The sequence below is a fragment of the Georgenia soli genome, assembly GCF_002563695.1.
Classification (GTDB): Bacteria; Actinomycetota; Actinomycetes; order Actinomycetales; family Actinomycetaceae; genus Georgenia; species Georgenia soli.
Genome location: NZ_PDJI01000004.1, coordinates 1,442,222 through 1,462,838, shown reverse-complemented (window position 1 = coordinate 1,462,838; position 20,617 = coordinate 1,442,222). Strand labels below are relative to the sequence as shown.

Here is a 20,617-nt window from a genome sequence, read left to right as displayed (position 1 = left end):
CCGCCGTCGCGTCCTCGCGGCCACCGGGCGGCCCAGCGCCGCCCGGTGGTCCGCCGTCCGGCGCCCCGGACCCAGCCCGTAGACTGACGCCGTGCCAGCAGCCACGAAGCCCCCGCGCGTGACCACCCGACCCGTCAAGGAGACGGTGCTCGCGAACGCGGTCGACCTCGCACGCGCGGCCGCCGAGGAGGTGGCCCTGCCCGGTCAGGTGGGCGAGCACCGCGGCGTCGTCGTGGAGGCCGACCGGCTGCTCACCCACGTCTTCGAGTCTCTCGTCCCGGGCTACCGGGGGTGGCACTGGGCGGTCACGGTCGCCAGGCCGCCGCGGGGCCGGACGGCCACCGTCTGCGAGGTCGAGCTGCTGCCCGGCGAGGGAGCGCTCCTGGCCCCCGAGTGGGTGCCGTGGTCCGAGCGGCTCCGCCCGGGCGACGTCGGACCCGGCGACGTCCTGCCCTACATCGAGGACGACGAGCGCCTCGAGCAGGGCTACGAGGCCACCGGTGAGGACGCCGACGAGCTCGCCATCTACGAGCTCGGGCTCGGCCGCCCCCGCGTGCTCTCCGCCGAGGGCCGCGCCCAGGCCCTGACGCGCTGGTACGAGGGCGACCGTGGACCTTTTGCGCCGTCCGCCAAGGCCGCCGCGGCCCCCTGCTCCACCTGCGGGTTCTTCATGAAGCTCGCCGGCTCTCCGCGCACCGTCTTCGGTGTGTGCGCGAACGAGTGGTCGCCCGACGACGGTCGCGTGGTGTCCGTGGACCACGGCTGCGGCGCCCACTCCGAGACGCGCGGGCCCGAGCCGGCCTCCCTGTGGCAGCCCTCCGAGCCGGTCGTCAACGAGCGCGACCTCGAGGTGCTCACCACGAGGCCCGCGGCCACCGCGGACGAGCCGGTTGACGGCGAGCAGCCGGTTGACGGCGCACGGTCGGCCGACGACGCCAAGCAGTCCGACGACGGCAAGCCGTCCGCCGGCGGCGAGCAGCCGAGCCAGGGCGATCGGTCGGCCGACGGCGAGCAGTCGACCGACGAGCAAGAGCCGGTCGACGTCCCGTCCGTGATCGCCGGCGAGCAGGAGGCCGAGCGCGCCGCCGACGCCGTTGCCGACTCGGACGCCGTCACGACGGACGCCGTCGCCGAGTCCGACGCGAACGAGCCGGACGCTGCCGACTCGGACGACGCCGCCGCGTCCGGACCGACCGAGGACGGGTCCTCGGACCAGGCATGAGCCCGCCGGGCGGCGCCGACCCGTTCGGCACCGCCGCCCTGCGCGAGGCGGCCCTCGGCACCTGGCGCCGCGACCCCTCGCGCCTGCGCCAGGACGCCAACCTCGAGGAGGACCACGCCCGCGGCTACTACCGCGACCGCGTGGTCGTCGAGCTCGCGCAGAACGCCGCCGACGCCGCGGCCGCCGCCGACGAGCGCGGTCGGCTGCTGCTGCGCCTGACCTCCACCCCGGCCGGTGCGGAGCTGCTCGCCGCAAACACCGGTGCCCCGCTCACGGCCGACGGTGTCGCCGCCCTGGCGTCGATGCGCGCCTCCGCCAAGCGCGCGGGCGGGCAGGTGGGCCGCTTCGGGGTCGGCTTCGCCGCGGTGCGCTCGGTCAGTGACGAGATCACCGTGGCGACGGCGACCGTCGCTCACCACGGCCGGGACGCTGCGGAGCACGACGGCGGACCGAACGCGGGAGCCGCCGGCGTCACCTTCTCCCTGGCCCGCGCCGCGGCACTGCTCGGCGAGGCGGCCGCCGACCACCCCGGTCTCGCCGCCGAGGTGGCGCGCCGGCACGGGGACCTGCCGGCCCTGCGCCTGCCGTTCCCGGCCGTCGCGGCCGAGGTGCCGGCCGGCTACACGACGGCGGTCACCCTCCGGCTGCGCGGGAACCCCGAGGCCGACGCGGTCCGCGCGTCCCTCGACGAGCTCGACGACGTGATCCTGCTGGCCCTACCCGCCCTGGCGGAGATCGTCGTCGAGACGGACGACGAGCCGCCGCGGCGCCTCGCCGACGTCCGCGACCGCTGGTACTCGGCGCACGCCGAGGGTGGGCTGGACCCTGCGCTGCTCGCGCACCGTCCCGTCGAGGAGCGCGAGCGCACCGGCTGGTCCGTCACCTGGGCGGTACCGCGGCTGCAGGCGGGCGACAAGCTTGCCGCCGGCGGCGTAGGGCACAGCGGCGGCCCGGCCCTCGCCGACGCGACCGGTGCCCCGGCTCGCACCCCGCAGGCCGAGTGGTTCGGCACCGTCCACGCCCCCACGCCCACCGACGAGCCGTGCACGCTCCCGGCGGTGCTCATCGCCAGCTTCCCGCTCGACCCCTCGCGCCGGCACGTCCCGCCGGGGCCGCTGACCGACAGGCTCGTCCAGCTCGCCGGGGCCCACTACGGCAGCCTCGCGGACCTCCTCGCCGGCGGGCCGAACGGTGCGCCCGGGCGCCCGCACGTGCTCTCCCTCGTCCCGACCGGGCTGCCGGCCGGCACCCTGGACGCAGCCCTGCACGAGGCCGCGCTCGAGGCGCTGCGGAACACCTCCCTGCTGCGCGAGGTCGGCACCGACGAGCTGCGCAAGGCCCGCGCCGCCCAGGCGATCCTCGGCCCGCCCGGCCAGGACGAGCACCTCCTGGCCTCCCTCGCCCCGATGGTCGGCGGCCTCGTGCACGTCCCGCCCGAGCACACCGCCGCGGCCCGCGTCCTGGGCGTGGCGCTGCGCGACCTCGCGGACGTCGTCGACGACCTCCCCGCCGGCGGCCACGACCCCGGGCGCTGGCGCGACCTCTACGCCGCCCTCGCGCCGTACGCGCCGGCCCAGCGGGAGGCTCTCGCCGGGCTGCCGGTCCCGCTGCACGACGGCCGTACCGCCCGCGGTGCCCGCGGGCTGCTCCTGCCGACGCCGGAGCTCGCCGCCCTCGGCGTCGACCTGCCCGGACTGCGGATCGTCCACCCCGACGCCGCCCACCCGGTGCTCGCCACCCTCGGCGCCACGGAGGCGGACGCCGTCACCCTCCTCGACCAGCCCGAGGTGCGAGCGGCCGTCGAGGCGGACGGCGACGCACCCAGGGACGGCACCGTCCCTCCCGCCGTCGCGACCGTCCTCGGTCTCGCCCGCTCCGCCGTCGTGAGCCGCGGCGAGGATCTCGAGCTGCCCGGCTGGCTCGCGGAGCTGCTGCTGCCCGACGCCGACGGCGTCCCCCGCCCCGCCGCCGACCTCGCCGTCCCCGGGTCCTGGGCCGCCGACGTGCTGGACGCGCTCACCCCGGTCCGGGCCGACGTCGTCGCGCGCTGGGGGGCCGCCACCCTCCGCGCCGTCGGCGTGCGCACGGACCTGGTCACCGTCACGGTGCGCGACGTCGTCGCCGAGCCCGCGGGGGAGGACGACGTGCGCCTGGACGGCTGGGGCGACTACCTCGCCCACCTCGCCGACGTCCTCGGTGCCGGCGCGTACGTGGGCGACGTCGTCGCGGTCGCGGACCTGGACGCCGTGGCCGACGACGCATGGCCGCGCCTGCTGGCGCGGGTCGCGGAGGACCCGGACGCCCGGGCCGCCCTCCTGACCGAGGTCCGGGCGTCGGTGGGCGGCGCGGGCACGGCGCCGTCGTACACGGCGTGGTGGCTGCTCGAGGAGCTCGGGGCGCCCTTCGCCCACCCGCGCGGCGCCGGCGCGACGCCCTTCCTCCCGCCCGCCCCGGCGGGCACCGAGGCGCTCGACGACGTCGTCCTGGCCGCCGTCGGCGCGGTGAGCGACGTGACGGAGCTCGACGCCGGAGCCTGGGACGGCTATCTCGACCACTGGCCGGACGGGGGCACCCTCGCCATGACGGACGCCGTCGCTCTCTGGCGCGCTCTCGCCGGGGCCGCGGCCGACGGCGTGCGGCTCACCCCGCCCGAGGTCGTCCCCGCGCTCGTCGAGGGCTCCGCCCACATGGTCCCGGCCGACGACGCGGTGGTCGCGGCACCCGTGTGGGCGCAGGTGCGGCCCGTCGTGCCGGCGCCGGCTGACCTGGTGGAGCAGCTCGCCGACCTGCTCGACCTCGACGCCGAGACCGACGTGGTGCCCGAGACGCAGGGCGCCCACGCCGTCGCGACGCCGGGCGGGGCCCTGGCGGTGCTGCCCGGCGCGCCCGGCACGTGGTTCGAGTGCGACTCGCTGGCCGTGGACGGCGTCGACGTCGAGTGGTGGGCCACCCGGGACGCCGCCTGGGCGACGACGACCGCGGGCCTGGCGCGGGCGCTCGCGCACGCCGCGGGACGGTGGTCCCTGCGGTACGCGGTCGAGGCCGTCCTGCTCGACCCGGCCGCCGTCGACGAGGTGCTCGCGGAGGGTGCGGGGGAGTAGCGGCGCGCGTCCGCCGCCGGCCCGGGTGTCAGCCGCCGGCCCGGGCGTCCGCGATGGCGTCGACGTACTCCTGCGGCACGTGCGGCTTCATCGACCGCGACGCGCCCCACTCGTACGCCTCGGTGTACAGCCAGACGTAGGACTGGGCCACCTCCAGCGCGGAGCGGGTCAGATCGCCGAGCGTCTCCGGGTCGTGGACCGCGTAGTCGGCGTCCTGGTCCAGGTCGTAGACGGCGAGGGCCGCGGGGACCTCACGCGGGTAGTCCTGCGCCTGTTCGGCGGTGACGAACTCGCTGTCGGTCAGGAAGCCGCTGCGCTGCCACGCGGCAAAGGCCGCATAGTCCTCCTCGTCCCGCGCGCCGTAGTACTCCCCGCCGTCGACGACCCGGGCCTGCCGACGCCGGTCGACCATGCCCATGAAGAAGGGGCCCGCGAGCTCGTTGACCCACGAGATGTCGTTGTAGTGCAGTCCCGCCTCCTGGAGCGCCCGGTGCGTCGAGGGCTCGGAGACCCACGGCCCGAACAGCATCATCACGTCCAGGTCCGGCCAGGCTGCGGTGATGGCGTCCATCACCTGCGCGCCGCGGCTGCGGACCAGCTCCGTCGCCTCCTCCGGCGAGAGTCCCGGCGTGGCGCCGCCGACGCCCGACGGCGTCCACGCCCGGGTGCTGATGCCGTAGTCCCACGGGGACGGTCCGTCGCCGTACCACTCGTTGTCGAACCAGATCCCGGCGTACGGGCGGCCGCTCTCGCGCAGGGCCCTCGCCATCGCGCCGGCGTTCGCGGCGACCGTGCGCCACAGGTCGTCGTCGGACCAGTCGAGGTGGTCGTGCAACGTGATGCGGACCCAGTTCTGCCGCATCCTCAGGTCGGCCGGCAGGGCGGAGACCTGCGCGAGGAGCTCGTCGTAGCCGATCCTGTCGCCCGAGAAGACCTGCGCCGACTCAGGGATGCGCATGACGATGCCGTCGAACGGCAGCGCGTCGTAGGTCTCGCGTGCCGCAGCGACCTGCTCGGGGCTGGGGATGTCCTGGCCGTACTTGATCAGCGCGGGGCGTTCACCGCGCGCGTGGGTCGGTACCTGCGACGGCGGCACGGGTGCCGGCCGGCCGAGCTCCGACAACGACGAGGTCACCGACACCACCGCCACCACGACCACGAGCGCGGCGACGGCCAGCAGCAACCGTCTGGCGCGTGTGCCGGGCATGGGTCCATGGTGCGGGGGCGCCGAGGGGTCGACAAGGCGGTGTCGGCGGCCCGCACGCGGCGTGCCGTCAGACCGCGTGCGCGGACCCGGTGCTCGCACGGCCGGGTGCACGGTAGGCGGGGAAGAAGTCGGCGTCCACGGGGACGCGGGAGGCGTCGACAAGTCGTGCGTAGCGGCTCGGGTCGGCCACCAGCCGCCACGTGGCCACCGCTCCGCGGAGGGGGGAGAAACCCAGCTTGAACCGGAACAGGGGGTTCTCCGCGCCGCCCCACCCGCTCCCGCTGCCGAGCACGAAAGCGCGGTCACCCCGCTCCCGGGCCCAGTTCTGGACGGTGAGCAGCAGCAGCTTCGACGGGCTGCGGGCGAGGTGCTCACGCCGTGTGCCGCCCAGGAAGTACTGCACCGTTCCGCTCACCTCGCTGAACAGGCCTGCGGCGACCACCTCGCCGCCCAGCCGGACGGTGGCGACCACGAACGCCCCGACGTCACGGACCCGGTCGAAGAACTCGCCCGAGCGGCGGTAGAACTCGCGCGCGTCGACGCGGTCCATCGTGTCGGCGTAGATCTGCTGCAGGTCCGGCAGTGCTCCCCACCCTTGCTCGACCTGTCCGGTGAATCCGCCCCGCACCAGCTTCACCAGGTCGCGCCGGTGGTTGGTGCGCAACTGGGCACGGAGCTCCTCCTCGCCCCGGCCGAGGTCGACCCACACCGACTCCCCGTGGACCGCCAGCGTGCCCGCGGACGCGAGCGGGCCTTGAGGGAGGGCGAACCCAGGCAGCGGGTGCAGCCGCACGAACGCACTGACCACCTGCATGTCGAGCAACGCCGCGGTCAGCGACCCGATCGCGCCCGAGAGGAAGGTCTCCGCGCGTGCGTCCCGCGCCGGGGCGAGCGTCGGGCCTCGTCCGGCGTCCGTCGCCGTCAGCACGAGAGGTGTGGCGTAGCCGTACGGGCTGCGGGCGTCCCGCCACGTCGACCCGGCGCCGAGGCCGTCCGGCAGCGGGGCCAGGACGAGCGGGACGAACAGGGTCCAGGGGCCGTCCCTGACGACGACGGCGACCGGCTGCTCGTCGGCCCGGCCGGCGTCCAGCCGGCCGTACCCCGGCAGGTGGTAGACGTCGTGCAGGTGCCCGTCGAGGGTGGCGGGCCAGCGGCCGTCGTCGACGGCGAGGATCTCGGTGCGCATCACAGGGCCTGCCGCGGCGGGGCGTCGGCGCTCGCGGACGTGTCCATCGGGGCGCTCCTTCGTGTGCCGAGCCCCCCGTCCGGGCCGGAACCTAGCACGAGACGGGACGGTGCGGAAGGGATCGACGGCGGTGCACCGATCACGGCGGGCCGCTCGCGGCTCCGGTGTAGCGTTCGCCGCGTCACTCGCTGCCCGGGTCGACTCGAGGTTCCGGATGTCCCGCTTGCGGATCGCCACTGCCACGGGAGTCCATGCCGTCGGGACGATCCTGCCGCAGCTTGTGGGGCTCGCCGTCCTCGACGCCACCGACTACGGGCACTTCTCGGCCATCTACCTGACCTACGCGCTCGGTGTGTCGGTGGTCTCCTCCACGGTCGGCGACGCGTGGATCGTCACCGCGCGCACGGGTGGTGAGCTGGCCTCGTGGCGCGACTACGCCACGGCCCTGGGCTGGGTCGCGGCGGTGTGCGGCGTCATCGTCGCGCTCGTTTCAGTTCTGACGGGTCTCGGAACCGGCGTCGTCCTGGTCGCGGGAGGTGGGGCGGCACTGATGCTCTACTACGACGGCGCCCGCTTCCACCAGGGGCATCGGGACCGCTGGGGCCGGGTGCTGACGGGTGACGTCATGGTGGTCGTGGGGTTCGCCCTCGGATGGGGCGCAGGTCACCTCGCGGACCAGCACGGACTCGTGAGCCTGCTGCTGGCCTGGACGGTGGCTGCGGCCGGCGGCATTCTCGGCGTCGTTCGCCCGTTCGTCGGCACTCCCGCCCGGGCCAGGAGGTGGATGGTGCACCATCAGCGGGCAGTCAGGACCCTCGTCGCCGACGCCACCATGATGAACATTGGCTCGATCGGCACGCCGTACCTCCTGCTCGTTCCCATGAACCTTCACCAGTTCGGTCTGTACCGGGCGGTGTCCAACGTCTCCGCCCCCGCGCGTCTGGTGCTGTCACCGCTCCGCCCGGTGATCGCGGGCATGACCCGCACCCGGCTGCACTCCGTCCCCCTCGTCGGGGCCGTGCTGGCTGCCGCTGGCTTCTTCGGCACGGCAGCGGCGCTGGCGCTGGTCTGGATCGAGCTAGTCCCGCTGCCCCTCGGAGTCATCTCGCAGATCGGCCCGTACGCCGTTCCCGCGGGTCTGTACGTCGCGGGCAACGTGATCGGCGAGTTCTTCTACATGGTGGTGCGCTTCCACACCGGCAGGGCGGCCCTGTGGTCCGGCCGCGTGGTCGAGACCCTGCTCGCGGTGGTGGGACCCGTGCTGGGCTGGATCGTCGGCGGACTCAGCGGTGCCGTCTGGGGCTATGCGCTGGCGACCACGGCGTTCGGCGTGGTCTGGATGTGGATCGGGCTGCGCGGCACCCGTGGGCGCTGAGCGGCGCTCCCACCGGCCGACCCCGATCTCCCCATGCAGGGGCACGTCCTTACCCCCTTCGCCCCGCAACAACGCTCGGAATGCCCGGGGGTATCACCGTCGATCACTCTCCGGGGCCGTGGAGGTTCCCCACCCCGCGGACGTTCAATGAGGGGTGTCGGGGGGACGGACCGACCGGGGCGCAAGCCCCTGGGCCTCTCGAAGGACGTCCTCATGCCGACAATCCTCGAGCGCCGGCTCGCCCGGCTCGCCTGGGACGCCGCCAGCTGGGTGATGGCCGCGGGCATCGTCACCGGCGTCGTGCGCTGGCACCTCTCCCCGCACCAGTGGGCCGTCGTCGGCCACTACGTCCTGGCCGCCTGCGTGTTCCAGACCCTCGTGGGCGTGGCGCTCAAGCTCTACCAGGGCAGGTACCGCGTGGCCACGTTCGAGGAGAACGTCGGTCTCCTGACGGCCACGGGGCTGGTGAGCGTCATGGCCGGGGTGCTCCTGCTCAACCTCGACGGGGCGGAGACGACCGCGGTGGCGCTGGTGGTCCTGTGCCCGCTCCTCGCGCTGCTGTTCATGGAGCTCGGGCGGGGCGCGTACCGCCTGCGCCACGACCACGACCGGAGCCGCACCTCCGCGTCAACGTGCGAACGGGTCGTGATCTACGGTGCCGGGGACGCCGGCTCCCAGCTCGTGCGCCTCATCAGCGACGACAGGGCCGCCGCGTACCAGGTGGTCGGGCTGATCGACGACGACCGGATGAAGCGCCACCTGATCGTCCACGGCTGCCGGGTGATGGGGACGGGAGAGAGCCTCGTGGAGCGGGCCCGCGAGGCGGGCGCGACCACCGTCATCCTCGCCATCCCGTCGGCCGGAGCGGACCTGGTGCGCCGGGTGTCGGACGACGCCCGGGCAGCCGGCCTGAAGTTCCGCACCCTGCCTCCGGTACGCGAGATGATCGACCGGCCCGTGCGCCTGGGCGACGTGCGCGACCTCGACATCGCGGACCTGCTCGGGCGTCGGCAGGTGCACACCGACGTGGAACGGATCGCGGACCATCTCGCCGGGCGCCGCGTTCTCATCACCGGCGCCGGGGGGTCCATCGGCTCTGAGCTGGCTCGCCAGGTCCACGGGTTCAGCCCGGCCACCCTGGTCCTGCTCGACCGGGACGAGTCAGGGCTCCACGGGGTGCAACTGTCGATCTACGGTCACGCGATGCTCGACACCCCTGACGTCGTGCTCTGCGACATCCGTGACGAGCAGGCGCTGCGCGAGGTTTTCGAGACCCACCGCCCCGAGGTCGTCTTCCACGCCGCGGCTCTCAAGCACCTGCCCATGCTCGAGCAGTACCCCGAGGAGGGCTGGAAGACCAACGTGCTGGGCACCCGCAACGTGCTGCGGGTCGCTGCCGAGCTCGGCGTGAAGCGGTTCGTCAACATCTCGACCGACAAGGCGGCGGACGCGACGAGCGTGCTGGGCAAGACCAAGCGCATCGCCGAGCGGCTCACCGCCTGGTTCGACGGGCACCACGACGGCACCTACGTCTCGGTGCGCTTCGGCAACGTGCTGGGTTCGCGTGGATCGGTGCTCCACACGTTCCGCGAGCAGATCGCGCACGGCGGTCCTGTCACGGTGACCGACCCGGAGGTGAACCGGTACTTCATGACCATCCCTGAGGCGTGCGAGCTGGTCATCCAGGCTGCGGCCATCGGCCGCGGCGGAGAGGTGCTGGTCCTGGACATGGGTCGGCCGGTCAAGATCGTCGACGTCGCCCGTCGCATGATCGCCCAGTCCGGGCGCGACATCGAGATCGTGTTCACCGGTATCCGGCCCGGCGAGAAGCTGCACGAGGACCTGTTCGCCCCCGTCGAGCACCACACCCTCTCCGAGCACCCCGCCATCTCACTTGTGGACGTCCCCCCGCAGGACCCGGACCAGCTCGGCCTCGTGCGCGGCGAGCTGGCCGTCACCCGGCTCATCCCAGCGGAGCAGGATCATGCAGAGATCCGCCTCAGGGTGTGAGCCGGCCCCCGCCGGCGGGCTGGTCCACGACGGCGTCACGCGGGTCCACGACGGAGTCGCGCGGGTCCACGACGGAGTCGCGCGGGTCCTCGACGTCGTCCTCGCCTCCGTCGCCCTCGTGGTGACAGCGCCAGTGGTGGGCGTCGTGGCTCTTCTGGTGCGCCACGAGCTGGGCCGCCCTGTGCTCTTCCGGCAGCTGCGGGCGGGTCGGGACGGTGTCCCCTTCGTCCTGGTCAAGTTCCGGTCGATGAGGGAGCGCACCGGCGCCGTCGACCATGACGACGACCGCGAACGGCTGACCCCGTTCGGCGCCAAGCTCCGGGCGTCGAGCCTCGACGAGCTGCCGACCTTGTGGAACGTGCTCCGCGGGGACATGAGCCTCGTCGGGCCGAGGCCGTTGCACGTGTACTACATGCCCCTGTACACCCCGCGGCAGGCGCGCCGGCTCGAGGTGCGCCCCGGCATCACCGGCCTCGCCCAGGTCAGCGGACGCAACGCTTTGAACTGGGAGGAGCGGCTGGAGCTCGACGTGCGGTACGTCGAGACCCGTTCCCTGGCGCTGGACCTGCGGGTCCTGGCCCGCACCGTCGCCGTTGTGCTCCGGCGGAGCGGCATCGCGCCGGAGGGCGAGGTCACCATGACGACGTTCACGGGTGGTGCCCATGGCTAGCGTCCTGGACGCGGTCGGCCGCGCCACCACCAGCCCGGGCGCCTCCCGCCCGGGCGCCTCCCGCCCGGGCGCCTCCCGCCCGGGCGCCTCCCGCCCGGGCGCCTCCCGTCCCCGGCTGCTGCTCGCGGTCACGGGGGCCCGGTCGTTCGGCCTCATGCACGGCTTCCCGCAGTACCTCGAACGGGCCGGCTGGGCCGTCCACCTCGTCAGCGACCCGGGCGCCGAGCTCGACGACCTCGGCCCCCTCGTCTCCGGCACCCACGCGGTACCGATGCGGCGCGACCCCAGTCCGGCCGCGGACCTGCGGGCCCTCGTGGCCTGGGTGCGGCTGCTGCGGCGCCTGCGCCCCGACGCGGTCCTGGCCGCCACCCCCAAGGCCGCGCTGCTGGGGCTGGTGGCCGCCCGCCTGACGGGCGTGCCGGTGCGGGTCTACGACCTGTGGGGGCTGCGCCTGGAGACCACCACGGGCCTGCTCCGGCGGGTGCTCACCCTGACCGAGACGCTCACCGCCCGCGCCGCCACCGGCGTCCTCGCCGTCAGCCCGAGCCTGGCGGCCGAGTTCACCGGCGCAGGCCTGGCCGGGTCCCGCCCGGTGGACATCCTGGGGCGCGGCAGCTCCTCCGGCGTCGACGCCGGGCACTTCGACCCCTCGCTCGTGCCGCCCGCCGAGGTCGCGCGGGCCCGCCGGGAGGCGGGGCTCGAGCCGGGCCGCCTCGTCGTCGGCTACGTCGGCCGGATCACCCCCGACAAGGGCGTGGGCACCCTCGACGCCGCGATGCGGATCCTGAGCCAGGACGGCGTGCCCGCGTGCCTGCTCGTGGTGGGCGAGGCGGACGTGGCCGGCTACGCGCCCTTCACGGCGCCCCACGTTCACCGGGTGGGCCGGGTGGAGGACCCGCGCCCGTACTACCGCCTCATGGACGTGCTGTGCCTGCCCACCCTGCGCGAGGGCCTGCCCAACGTCTGCCTGGAGGCCGGCGCCATGGAGATCCCCGTCGTCACCACCACCGCCACCGGCGCGGTGGACAGCATCGCCGACGGCGAGACCGGCCTCCTCGTCCCGCCCCGGGACGCCGCCGCGCTCGCCCGCGCGCTCCGCACGCTCCATGAGGACCCGGACCGGTCCCGGCGCATGGGCGCCGCCGGGCGCCGCTGGGTCCGGGCGCACTTCTCCCGCGCCCAGCTCTGGGCCCTGCACGACCAGTACCTGCGGCGCCAGCTGCTCGCGGAGGGACGGCACCGATGAGGAACCACATCTACCTCTCCCCGCCGGACTGCGGCCCGGCCGAGGCGGACGCCGTCCAGCGGGCCCTGGCCTCCGGCTGGGTGGCCCCGCTCGGCCCCGAGGTCGACGCGTTCGAGGCCGAGGTGGCCGCGCGCGCCGGCCGGCGCCACGCCGTAGCCCTGTCCAGCGGCACCGCCGCCCTCCACCTGGCGCTGCTGGGGGTCGGGGTGCGGCCCGGCGACGTCGTCGTCACCTCCACGATGACGTTCGTGGCGACGGCCGGCGCGGTGACCTACTGCGGGGCCGAGCCGGTCTTCGTCGACTGCGACGAGACCGGGAACATGGACCCCGGCCTGCTGGCCGGGGCGCTCGCCGACCAGCGCCGCCGCCGCCGTCGGGTCGGGGCGGTGCTGCCGGTGGACCTGCTGGGCAAGGTCGCCGCCTACGAGGAGCTGGGGGCCGTCGCCGCCGACCACGGCGTCCCGGTCGTCTCCGACGCCGCGGAGTCGTTCGGCGCCCTGCGCGGGGGGCGACCCGCCGGGTCGTTCGGGCGCGCGGCGGCGATCTCCTTCAACGGCAACAAGATCATGACCACCTCCGGCGGCGGCGCCCTCGTCACCGACGACGGGGCCGTGGCCGCCCGGGCCCGGTACCTGGCCACCCAGGCGCGCCAGCCCGTGGCCCACTACGAGCACACCGAGATCGGCTACAACTACCGCCTCTCCAACCTTCTCGCGGCGCTCGGCCGGGCCCAGCTCGCCCGGCTCGACGAGATGATCGAACGACGCCGCGCCCTCCGCCTGCTCTACCGGGACCTGTTCTCCGGCGTCCCCGGCACGCAGATCTTCGGCAGCCCCGACGGCGCCGACATCCCGGGCGCGGCGCTGCACCGGGCCGGCCACCGGACGCCCGTGACCCGGGACAACTTCTGGCTCACCACGGTGCTCGTCGACCCCGCCGTCGCCGGGTGGACGCCGGCCGACCTCGTCGCCGCCCTGGCCCGCGCGGACATCGAGGCCCGGCCCATGTGGAAGCCCCTGCACCGCCAGCCCGTCTTCGCCGGACGCACCGTCTACGGCGGGACGACGGCGGAGCGGCTCTTCGCCCGCGGCGTCACCCTGCCGTCCGGCTCGTCGCTGGACCTGCCGGCGCGGGCCCGCGTGGTCGACGTCGTCCGGGCGTTCCTGGAGCGCCACGCACCGGTGGCGGAGCCGGCGAGCGGGCCCCTGCCCCTGGGCCGCCGGAGCGGCGCCGGGTCTCGCCCGCTGCGTGCGGCAGGTGCACCGTGACCGCCGGGGCTGGCGGCGGGCGGGTGACCGTCGTGATCGGCTCCGCCGGGCGGCGGCTCTACCTCATCGAGTGGTTCCGCGACGCCCTGGCGCGGCTGGACGTCGACGGCGAGGTGGTCGCCACGGAGCACGACCCCACCAGCGCGAGCTTCGGCTTCGCCGACCGCGGCGTGGTGATGCCCGCCTACAGCGACGCAGCGTACGCCCCGGCGATGCTGGACCTCTTCGAGCGGGCGCGCCCCGCCCTGTTCGTCTCCGTCAACGACTACGAGCTCCAGCTCCTCTCCGAGGGCCTGGCCGACCGGCTGCGGGCCACGGGCTGCGCCGTCGCCGGCCTCTCCCGCGCCGCGCAGGAGCAGGCGTCGGACAAGTACCTCATGGCCCGGCTGCTGGGCCGGGCGGGCGTGGCGGTGCCGCGCACCGAGCTCGGCTCGCGGTGGGAGGCCCTCGTGGCCGAGGACGGCGCCGCGGGCACGCAGTACGTCGTCAAGCACCGCTTCGGCTCCGGCTCCTCGGGGCTGCGGCTGACGGACCGCGAGGGCCTGGCCGCCGCCGTCGACGAGGCGTCCGGCTCCGCGACCGACATCCACGGCCGGCCGGCGCTGCGGGCGCGGGACGCGGTCGTCGTCCAGCGGCGGCTGATGGGCCAGGAGTTCGGCGTCGACGGCGTCTTCGGGCTCGGCCGCGAGACCGGCGTGCTGCGGGGGACGCTCGCCCGCCGGAAGATGCGCATGCGCTCGGGGGAGACGGACAAGGCCGTCACGGTGGACCCGGCCCCGTTCGCGCCCGTGGTCGCCCGGCTCGGGGCGGCCCTGCGCCCCGCCGGCCCCGTGGACCTGGACCTCATCCGTGACCGCGACGGCGTGCTGCGGGTGATCGACGTCAACCCGCGCTTCGGCGGCGGCTACCCGTTCATGCACGTCGCGGGGGCGGACGCGCCCACCTACCTGCTCGCCGCGGCGCTCGGACGCCGCGCCGACCCGGCGCTGCTGCGCTACCAGCCCGGCGTGGTGGGGGCGAAGTACGAGTCGATCCGGCGGACCGGAGCGCTGGTGGAGCGCGCGACGGGCGGTGCGTGACGTGGTCGCCGGGACGGGGGTGGTGGGGACGGAGCCGGTGACGCGGCGCGGGACGGGCCTGCCGGTGCTGGTGCTCTCGCTGGGCCTCGCCACCGTCCCGTCCGCCGCGGCCGGCGGCTCGGTGGTGCTGACCGCCGCCGCCGTCGTCCTCGGTGCTGTGGTCGCCGCGGCGGTCGCCGTCCGGCTGCGGCTGTCGCTCGTGGAGCTGCTGGTCGTCGCGCTGCCGGTCCACTTCTACCCGCCGGGGCGCGGCTCCCTCGTGAACCTCTCCCTCGCCGACGGCGTGCTGGTGCTCATGCTCCTCGCCGCGGCCGGCCGGGCGGCGCTCCAGCGCCGGTCGCCGCGAGGTCCGGCGGGCCCGACCTGGCCGCTCCTCGTCGGGTACACGGTGGTCCTGCAGCTGGTGCTGTGGGCGTCCCTGGTCGGTCCCGTGCTCCTCGGCGGGGCGGACTTCCCGGGCGGGGCCGCCGCCGCGGTGAAGATCGCCCTCGCGTGCGCGTACCTGCTCGTCCTCTACGCCGCCGTGGCGCCGAGGGTGCGGGCCGGCGACCGGCGCGTGCTGGAGATCTGGGCCGCGACCGCCACCGCGAGCGCGCTCATCGGCATCGGTGCCAGCGCCCTGTACGCGGCGGGGGTCGACCTGGGGCTGTCCTACTTCTGGCGGGCCTCCGGCACGTTCGAGGACCCGAACGCGTTCAGCGTCTACCTCCTGCTCTCCCTCGGCGTCGTCGTGGCCGCCCACCGGGACCGCACCGGGAGGCCCTGGTCCTGGCAGGTCCCGGTCATCGTGGTGGCGGTCGTCCTCACCGGGTCGCGGGCGGCGATGGCCGCGATGGCCCTGGCCGCCGTCGTCACGGTGGTCCTCACCCTCGGCACGCGCGCGGGTCCGACGTTCCGGCGCCTCCTCGTCGGCACCGCCGTGCTGGGCGTGCTCGCCGTCGTGATCCTGCCGGACGCGTGGGTGGGGGAGGTGCTGCAGCGGGCCACCAGCGTCTTCGTGCCCGACGCCGGAGCCGCCCCGGACCAGCGGTACCAGCTGTGGTCCGTCGCGGTCCAGCAGTGGGCCTCGAGCCCGGTGCTCGGTGTCGGGGCGGGGCAGTACGTCCCCGTGGCGCAGCAGCTGCTCGGGCCGCAGTGGGACACCATCCCGCACAACACCTACCTCGGGTTCCTCGCCGAGACCGGCATCGTCGGGCTGCTCGTCTTCCTGGTCGTCCCCGCCCTCGTGGTCACGCGCCTCCTGCGTGCCACGCGGGCCGGCGACGGCGACGCCCCGTACCTGCTGCTCTCCGTCCTGGCGCTGCTGATGCAGGCCTTCACGCTCAGCCTGGAGAACACCCGCCCCATGTGGGCCGTGCTCGGGCTGATGCTCGCGCTCTACGACCCGGGCCCGCCCGGCGCCGAGAAGCCGCCCGGACCCGCCACGGTGCACGGGCGCGGTCTGCCACACTCGAGTTCCGCCCGAAGGGGTCTGCGATGGAGCTGAACACAGTCTGGCGCGTGCTGCGTGCCCGGTGGGTGACCGTGCTCGCCGCCCTGGGGGTGGCCGTCCTGCTCGCGGCCGCGGTGACCGCCCTGATGCCGCCGCGGTACACGTCGACGGCGAAGATGTACTTCTCGGTCCGCTCGAGCCAGTCGATCACCGAGCTCAACGAGGGCACGGCGTTCACCGAGAGCCAGATGAGCTCGCTGGCCGACATAGCCACCTCGCCGCTCGTCCTCGATCCGGTCATCCAGGACCTCGGCCTGGACACCACGGCCACCGAGCTGGCCAGGTCGGTGAGGACCACCGTCCCGGAAGGCACCGCGATCCTCCAGATCGCCGCCACGGCGCCGACGGCGCAGGGGGCCGCCGACCTCGCCAACGCCGTCGCGAAGGAGCTGTCCGACGCCGCCGCCACGATCTTCCCCGACGCCGCCGACGGCGGTGCGGCGGTCCGGGCCACCATCCCCACCCCGGGCGCCGTCCCCACCAGACCCTCCGTGCCCAACCCCGCCGTCAACCTCGTCCTCGGCGTCGTGCTGGGACTCCTGGCCGGCGTCGTGCTCGCCCTGGTCCGCCAGGCCCGCGACACCCACGTGGGCGACGAGCGGGACCTCGCGGCCGTCACCGACGCCACCGTCCTGGCCTCGCTCGGCCCTGCCGGCAAGGCGGCGGCGCCGGTGTTCGTGCGCGCCGACCCCGACGGCCGCCGCGCCGAGTCCGTCCGCGAGCTGCGCACCAACCTGCACGTCCTCACCGCCGCGGCCGGCACCCGATCGGTCGTCGTCACGTCCGCCACGGCGGGGGAGGGCGCGACGACGGTCGCGGTCAACCTCGCCGTCGCGCTCGCGGACACCGGTGCCTCGGTGCTCCTCGTCGACGCGGACCTGCGGCACCCCTCGGCGGGGCGCGCGCTCGGGGTCGAGGGCAGCCCGGGGCTGTCGGACGCGCTGCTGGGCCGGGCCCGTCCCGAGGAGCTCGCCCGGCGGTGGGGCGACCGCCCGGTCGACGTGCTGCCCGCGGGGCGGTCGGCGCCGAACCCGAGCGAGCTGCTGTCCTCCGCGGCCATGGCGCACCTGCTCGCCGAGGCCGCGGGTCGCTACGACATGGTCGTCGTCGACAGCCCGCCGGTGCTCACCGCCACCGACGCCGCCGTGCTGAGCACGCTCACCGGCGGCACGCTGCTGGTGGTGGCGACCGGCAGGAACCGCAAGGTCGAGATGCGTCAGGCGCTCGAGCGCCTGGACCACGTCGGGGCCCGCATCCTGGGCCTGGTGCTCAACAGGGTGGACGCCGGACGGACCGGCGCGCGACCCGGGGAGCGCACGCCCGACGTCCCGGCAGGGCGTGACGACCGCGCGACGCGTCCGCCTGCGGCAGCCCGCCGGACCGAGCCGGGCGCCGCCGCGGTCCCCCGCACCGACAGACCGGGCACGACGACACCATGGGCCGGCAACGGGACCGTGCCCCCGGCGCGCACGACGTCGCCCGGGGCCGGCGACGGGGCCGTGCCCCGGGCGAGCGTGACGGGGCGGCGGCCGGACGCGCCGGGGGACGCCTGACGAGGGAGGAGACGCCGTGGCGGACCGACGGGTGAGGGTCGGGCTGGTCAGCGCGACCTCGCACGCCACCGCCTACACCAAGGGACTCGTCGACTGGGCCGCCCACCAGGACGACGTCGAGATCACCCACCTCGTGCTCGTCCGGAGCCCCACCGGCCGGCTGTCCGGATCTGCCGCGGGCGCCCGCGTGCCCATGGCGCTGCGCACGCTGACCGCGCTCGAGGGAGTGGTCCTGCGTCGGTTCTGCGCCTTCCGTGGCCACGGCCGGGCCACGGATCTCGGTGAGGTGCTGGAGACCGTGCCGGTACCGGCGGAGGTGGCCGCGGACGGCGCCGTGGTGTTCGACGAGGCGGCCGCGAGCCTCGTCGCGGCCCTGGGGCTGGACGTGCTCGTCGTCGTCGACGACGGTGCCCGGCTGCGCGGCCCGCTCCTGGACACCGCCAGGTTCGGCACCCTCGCCGTGCGCCCGGAGGCGGAACGGCTCGGGCCGCCGGGCTTCTGGGAGGTGCTCGACGGGCGCGCGGCCACCGAGTACGCCATCCGGCGGCTCAGGGCCGACGGCGGGAGCGTCGTCATCCGCCGGGGGCGGGCCTGGACCGGGCTCTTCGCCGAGCTCAACCGGGCGATCGTCACCCAGCGCTCCTACCACCACCTGCAGCTCCTGCTGAAGGAGCTCGCGCGCGCCGGTGCGCCGGTGGTGACGGCGTCGCGCAGCCGCAGCTCGCGGCCCGTCCCGGTCGACCCGTGGCCGGCGCCGGAGCCCGCCACCACCGCCGACTCGCTGCGGTACGCCGCCCGGGTGGCCGGCACGGTGACCCCCAAGCTCGTCGACAAGGCGCTCGGCCGCCCGCGGTGGAACGTCGCCTGGGTGCACGCGCCGTGGCGGGAGGTCGGCACGGCCCGCGCCACCGCGCTGCCGCGGCGGCGCGGCCACTTCCACGCCGACCCGTTCGTGGTGGCCCGCGACGGCCGGCACTACCTCTTCACCGAGGACTTCGAGCGCCGGGCGGGCCGAGGCCGGATCTTCGTGCACGAGATCTGCGAGGGGCGGAGCCGCGAGGTGGGCGTCGCGCTCACCGAGCCGTTCCACCTCTCCTTCCCGTACCTCTTCGAGCACGGCGGCGAGCTGTACCTGGTCCCCGAGAGCGCCAGGAGCCGGTCGATCCGGATCTACCGGTGCACGAGCTTCCCGCTCGGGTGGGAGCTGGCCCGCGTCGCGATGCACGACGTCGACGCCGTCGACACGATGATCTTCCCGTTCGGTGGGCGCTGGTGGCTGCTGACCTCGATCGCACCGCCGGGCACCGGTGACTACTCCGCCGAGCTGTTCGCCTTCCACGCCGACTCGCCGCTGGCCGACACCTGGCACCCGCACGCGGGCAACCCCCTCGCCAGGGACCCCGGGCGCGCCCGCAACGGCGGCATCGTGCTCGACGGCGACGAGGTGTACCGGGTCAACCAGCGGCACGGCTTCGGCACGTACGGCGAGGAGGCGGTGGTCAACAGGGTCGTCGAGCTCACGCCGACCACGTTCGTCGAGGAACCGGTCATGACCGTCTCGCCCAACGCCTCCCTGCGGGTGCAGCGCACCCACCAGCTGCACACCGACGGCGAGTACACCGTCATCGACTTCGTCCGGCCGCCGGGACTGCGGCGGGCCGCGGTACGCCGGCCCGCGACAGGTGCCCGCCTCGGCAGTCTCGTCAGCGTCGCGGACCTCACCGCCTGAGGGCCCGGGCGCGTCGCCCGTGTGCAGTCCCGGATCACCTGCGAGACGTACCTCTCATCGGTAAACTCGGGCGCCCATCGCTGGACGTCGGGGGAACGTACCGGCGGGGCAAGGTCGCCCTGCCACACACGAAGGATCGTCAGATGAACCCTCGATCTTCACGGTTCACCCGTCCCCGGACACAGGGTCGTGCGTCATGACCGGCACCGGCGGCCCCACGGCCGCCCCCGGCTCCGCCGGCCCGGTCACGGTGGTGCTGGGCTCCGCAGGACGGCGGCCCTACCTCGTCGAGGCGTTCCGCGACGCCGTCCGCCGCCTCGGACTGGCCGGTGAGGTCGTCGCCCTCGAGCAGGACCCCGCCAGCCCCGCCCTCGCCGCCGCCGACCGCGGGATCGTGATGCCGCCCTGCGACCACGAGACCTACGCCCCGGCCATGGAGGAGTGGTTCGGCCGTGAGCGGCCCACTCTCTTCGTGACCGTCGACGACGTCGAGCTCCAAGTGCTCTCCGAGGGGCTGGCCGACCGGCTGCGCGCCCTGGGCTGCGCCGTCGCCGGCCCCGGCCCGGCCGGTCAGGCGCCCAGCGCGGACAAGTACCTCATGGCCCGCTTCCTCTCCCGGGTCGGCGTCTCCGTGCCGCGGACCGTGCTCGGCTCGCGGTGGCAGAGCCTGGCCGACGACGCCGACCCTGGCACCGCCTTCGTGGTCAAGCACCGTTTCGGTTCCGGCTCGTCGGGCCTGCGCCTGACCCGCCGCCGCGGCCTCGCCGACGCCGTCGAGCGGGCGGCCGTGACGGCCCGTGACGCCCACGGGCGGGAGGCGCTCCGGGCTCTCGACGCCGTCGTCGTCCAGGAACGGCTCGCCGGCGAGGAGTACGGCGTCGACGGCGTGTTCGGCTTCGGTCGCCCGGCCGGGGTGCTGCGCGGGACGCTCGCCCGGCGCAAGCTTCGGATACGGGCGGGGCAGACGGACCGGGCGGAGACCGTCGACCCGTCCCCGTTCGCGCCCGTGGTCGCCCGCCTCGGCGCCGCCCTGCGGCCCACCGGCCTGGTCGACCTGGACCTCGTGCGCGACCACCACGGCGTACTGTGGGTGCTCGACATCAACCCCCGCTTCGGGGGCGGGTACCCGTTCAGCCACGTGGCCGGGGCGGACGCGCCCGCGTTCCTGCTGGCCTCGGCCCTCGGGCGCGCGCCCGACCCCGCCCTGCTCCACTACGAGATCGGTGTCGTGGCGGAGCGGGTGGAGGAGGTCCGCCGGGCGGAGGTGCGGGCGGTCGGCCGCGCGAGCGAGGAGGCCGGGACCGCGCCGGCCGCCTGACTCGCAGGAACTGGGGAGGCGGTACCGGTTCCGGGGGAGCAGACGGTCTTTCCCCGATAATCTGCCGCCATGGGGGCCCCGGGGGTGACGCGTGGGAGCACGCGCGCGCCCGGCGGGAGGCCGGGTACGCCGTCGTCCGGGAAGGACGGTGGCCGGTCAGA

Annotated in this window: 14 protein-coding genes; 12 read left to right on the top strand and 2 right to left on the bottom strand. The window is 75.3% G+C overall.

The window, feature by feature from the left end:
* The first annotated feature begins 91 nt into the window (after positions 1-91).
* On the top strand, positions 92-1,222 hold the full coding sequence (locus tag ATJ97_RS07855; RefSeq protein ID WP_098483272.1) for a DUF3027 domain-containing protein: 1,131 nt from the start codon (positions 92-94) through the stop codon (positions 1,220-1,222).
* Positions 1,219-4,323, top strand: coding sequence for a sacsin N-terminal ATP-binding-like domain-containing protein (locus tag ATJ97_RS19730; RefSeq protein WP_098483271.1), 3,105 nt, complete (start codon positions 1,219-1,221; stop codon positions 4,321-4,323). The genes ATJ97_RS07855 and ATJ97_RS19730 overlap by 4 nt, the downstream gene beginning before the upstream one ends.
* A gap of 28 nt (positions 4,324-4,351) precedes the next feature.
* On the opposite strand, the gene ATJ97_RS07845 is transcribed toward ATJ97_RS19730, so the two are convergent.
* Both ATJ97_RS07845 and ATJ97_RS07840 read right to left on the bottom strand, forming a co-directional pair.
* Positions 4,352-5,530 (bottom strand): hypothetical protein, encoded by a 1,179-nt coding sequence (locus ATJ97_RS07845; protein WP_143426941.1) that lies wholly within the window; start codon positions 5,528-5,530, stop codon positions 4,352-4,354.
* 67 nt (positions 5,531-5,597) lie between these two features.
* The gene (locus ATJ97_RS07840; RefSeq protein WP_143426940.1) at positions 5,598-6,716 is read right to left on the bottom strand and encodes a GNAT family N-acetyltransferase; all 1,119 of its coding nucleotides are present in this window, start codon (positions 6,714-6,716) and stop codon (positions 5,598-5,600) included.
* 214 nt (positions 6,717-6,930) lie between these two features.
* Between ATJ97_RS07840 and ATJ97_RS07835 the strand changes: the two genes are divergently transcribed.
* From ATJ97_RS07835 to ATJ97_RS07790, 10 genes are all read left to right on the top strand, one after another.
* Positions 6,931-8,091 (top strand): MATE family efflux transporter, encoded by a 1,161-nt coding sequence (locus ATJ97_RS07835; RefSeq protein WP_143426938.1) that lies wholly within the window; start codon positions 6,931-6,933, stop codon positions 8,089-8,091.
* Positions 8,092-8,304: 213 nt separating this feature from the next.
* Complete coding sequence (locus ATJ97_RS07830) at positions 8,305-10,101, top strand: polysaccharide biosynthesis protein (RefSeq protein WP_170037258.1); 1,797 nt, start codon at positions 8,305-8,307, stop codon at positions 10,099-10,101.
* Positions 10,076-10,771, top strand: a complete 696-nt coding sequence (locus ATJ97_RS07825; RefSeq protein WP_098483266.1) for a sugar transferase — start codon at positions 10,076-10,078, stop codon at positions 10,769-10,771. Before ATJ97_RS07830 ends, ATJ97_RS07825 begins: the two co-directional genes overlap by 26 nt.
* The gene (locus ATJ97_RS07820; RefSeq protein WP_143426936.1) at positions 10,764-12,017 is read left to right on the top strand and encodes a glycosyltransferase family 4 protein; all 1,254 of its coding nucleotides are present in this window, start codon (positions 10,764-10,766) and stop codon (positions 12,015-12,017) included. The genes ATJ97_RS07825 and ATJ97_RS07820 overlap by 8 nt, the downstream gene beginning before the upstream one ends.
* Positions 12,014-13,285: a DegT/DnrJ/EryC1/StrS family aminotransferase gene (locus ATJ97_RS07815; RefSeq protein ID WP_098483264.1), complete on the top strand. Its 1,272-nt coding sequence runs from the start codon at positions 12,014-12,016 to the stop codon at positions 13,283-13,285. Before ATJ97_RS07820 ends, ATJ97_RS07815 begins: the two co-directional genes overlap by 4 nt.
* A complete protein-coding gene (locus ATJ97_RS07810) occupies positions 13,282-14,364 on the top strand; it encodes an ATP-grasp domain-containing protein (RefSeq protein WP_098483263.1) in 1,083 nt (360 codons plus the stop codon). The genes ATJ97_RS07815 and ATJ97_RS07810 overlap by 4 nt, the downstream gene beginning before the upstream one ends.
* Positions 14,357-15,850 carry an O-antigen ligase family protein gene (locus tag ATJ97_RS07805; protein ID WP_098483262.1) on the top strand — a complete coding sequence of 498 codons (1,494 nt, stop codon included), beginning with the start codon at positions 14,357-14,359 and terminating at the stop codon, positions 15,848-15,850. Before ATJ97_RS07810 ends, ATJ97_RS07805 begins: the two co-directional genes overlap by 8 nt.
* The gene (locus tag ATJ97_RS07800; protein WP_098483261.1) at positions 15,841-17,409 is read left to right on the top strand and encodes a tyrosine-protein kinase domain-containing protein; all 1,569 of its coding nucleotides are present in this window, start codon (positions 15,841-15,843) and stop codon (positions 17,407-17,409) included. Before ATJ97_RS07805 ends, ATJ97_RS07800 begins: the two co-directional genes overlap by 10 nt.
* A gap of 16 nt (positions 17,410-17,425) precedes the next feature.
* Positions 17,426-19,138, top strand: coding sequence for a glucosamine inositolphosphorylceramide transferase family protein (locus ATJ97_RS07795; RefSeq protein WP_098483260.1), 1,713 nt, complete (start codon positions 17,426-17,428; stop codon positions 19,136-19,138).
* Between the two features lie 196 nt (positions 19,139-19,334).
* Complete coding sequence (locus ATJ97_RS07790) at positions 19,335-20,456, top strand: ATP-grasp domain-containing protein (RefSeq protein ID WP_098483259.1); 1,122 nt, start codon at positions 19,335-19,337, stop codon at positions 20,454-20,456.
* Positions 20,457-20,617 lie beyond the last annotated feature (161 nt).

Excerpts from the sequence above, each read along its gene's own strand:
- ATJ97_RS07800 (WP_098483261.1), top strand. The coding sequence starts at position 15,841 with ATGGAGCTGAACACAGTCTGGCGCGTGCTGCGTGCCCGGTGGGTGACC.
- ATJ97_RS07845 (WP_143426941.1), bottom strand. The coding sequence starts at position 5,530 with ATGCCCGGCACACGCGCCAGACGGTTGCTGCTGGCCGTCGCCGCGCTC.
- ATJ97_RS07840 (WP_143426940.1), bottom strand. The coding sequence starts at position 6,716 with ATGCGCACCGAGATCCTCGCCGTCGACGACGGCCGCTGGCCCGCCACC.
- ATJ97_RS07825 (WP_098483266.1), top strand. The coding sequence starts at position 10,076 with ATGCAGAGATCCGCCTCAGGGTGTGAGCCGGCCCCCGCCGGCGGGCTG.
- ATJ97_RS07830 (WP_170037258.1), top strand. The coding sequence starts at position 8,305 with ATGCCGACAATCCTCGAGCGCCGGCTCGCCCGGCTCGCCTGGGACGCC.
- ATJ97_RS19730 (WP_098483271.1), top strand. The coding sequence starts at position 1,219 with ATGAGCCCGCCGGGCGGCGCCGACCCGTTCGGCACCGCCGCCCTGCGC.
- ATJ97_RS07815 (WP_098483264.1), top strand. The coding sequence starts at position 12,014 with ATGAGGAACCACATCTACCTCTCCCCGCCGGACTGCGGCCCGGCCGAG.
- ATJ97_RS07820 (WP_143426936.1), top strand. The coding sequence starts at position 10,764 with ATGGCTAGCGTCCTGGACGCGGTCGGCCGCGCCACCACCAGCCCGGGC.
- ATJ97_RS07790 (WP_098483259.1), top strand. The coding sequence starts at position 19,335 with ATGACCGGCACCGGCGGCCCCACGGCCGCCCCCGGCTCCGCCGGCCCG.
- ATJ97_RS07835 (WP_143426938.1), top strand. The coding sequence starts at position 6,931 with ATGTCCCGCTTGCGGATCGCCACTGCCACGGGAGTCCATGCCGTCGGG.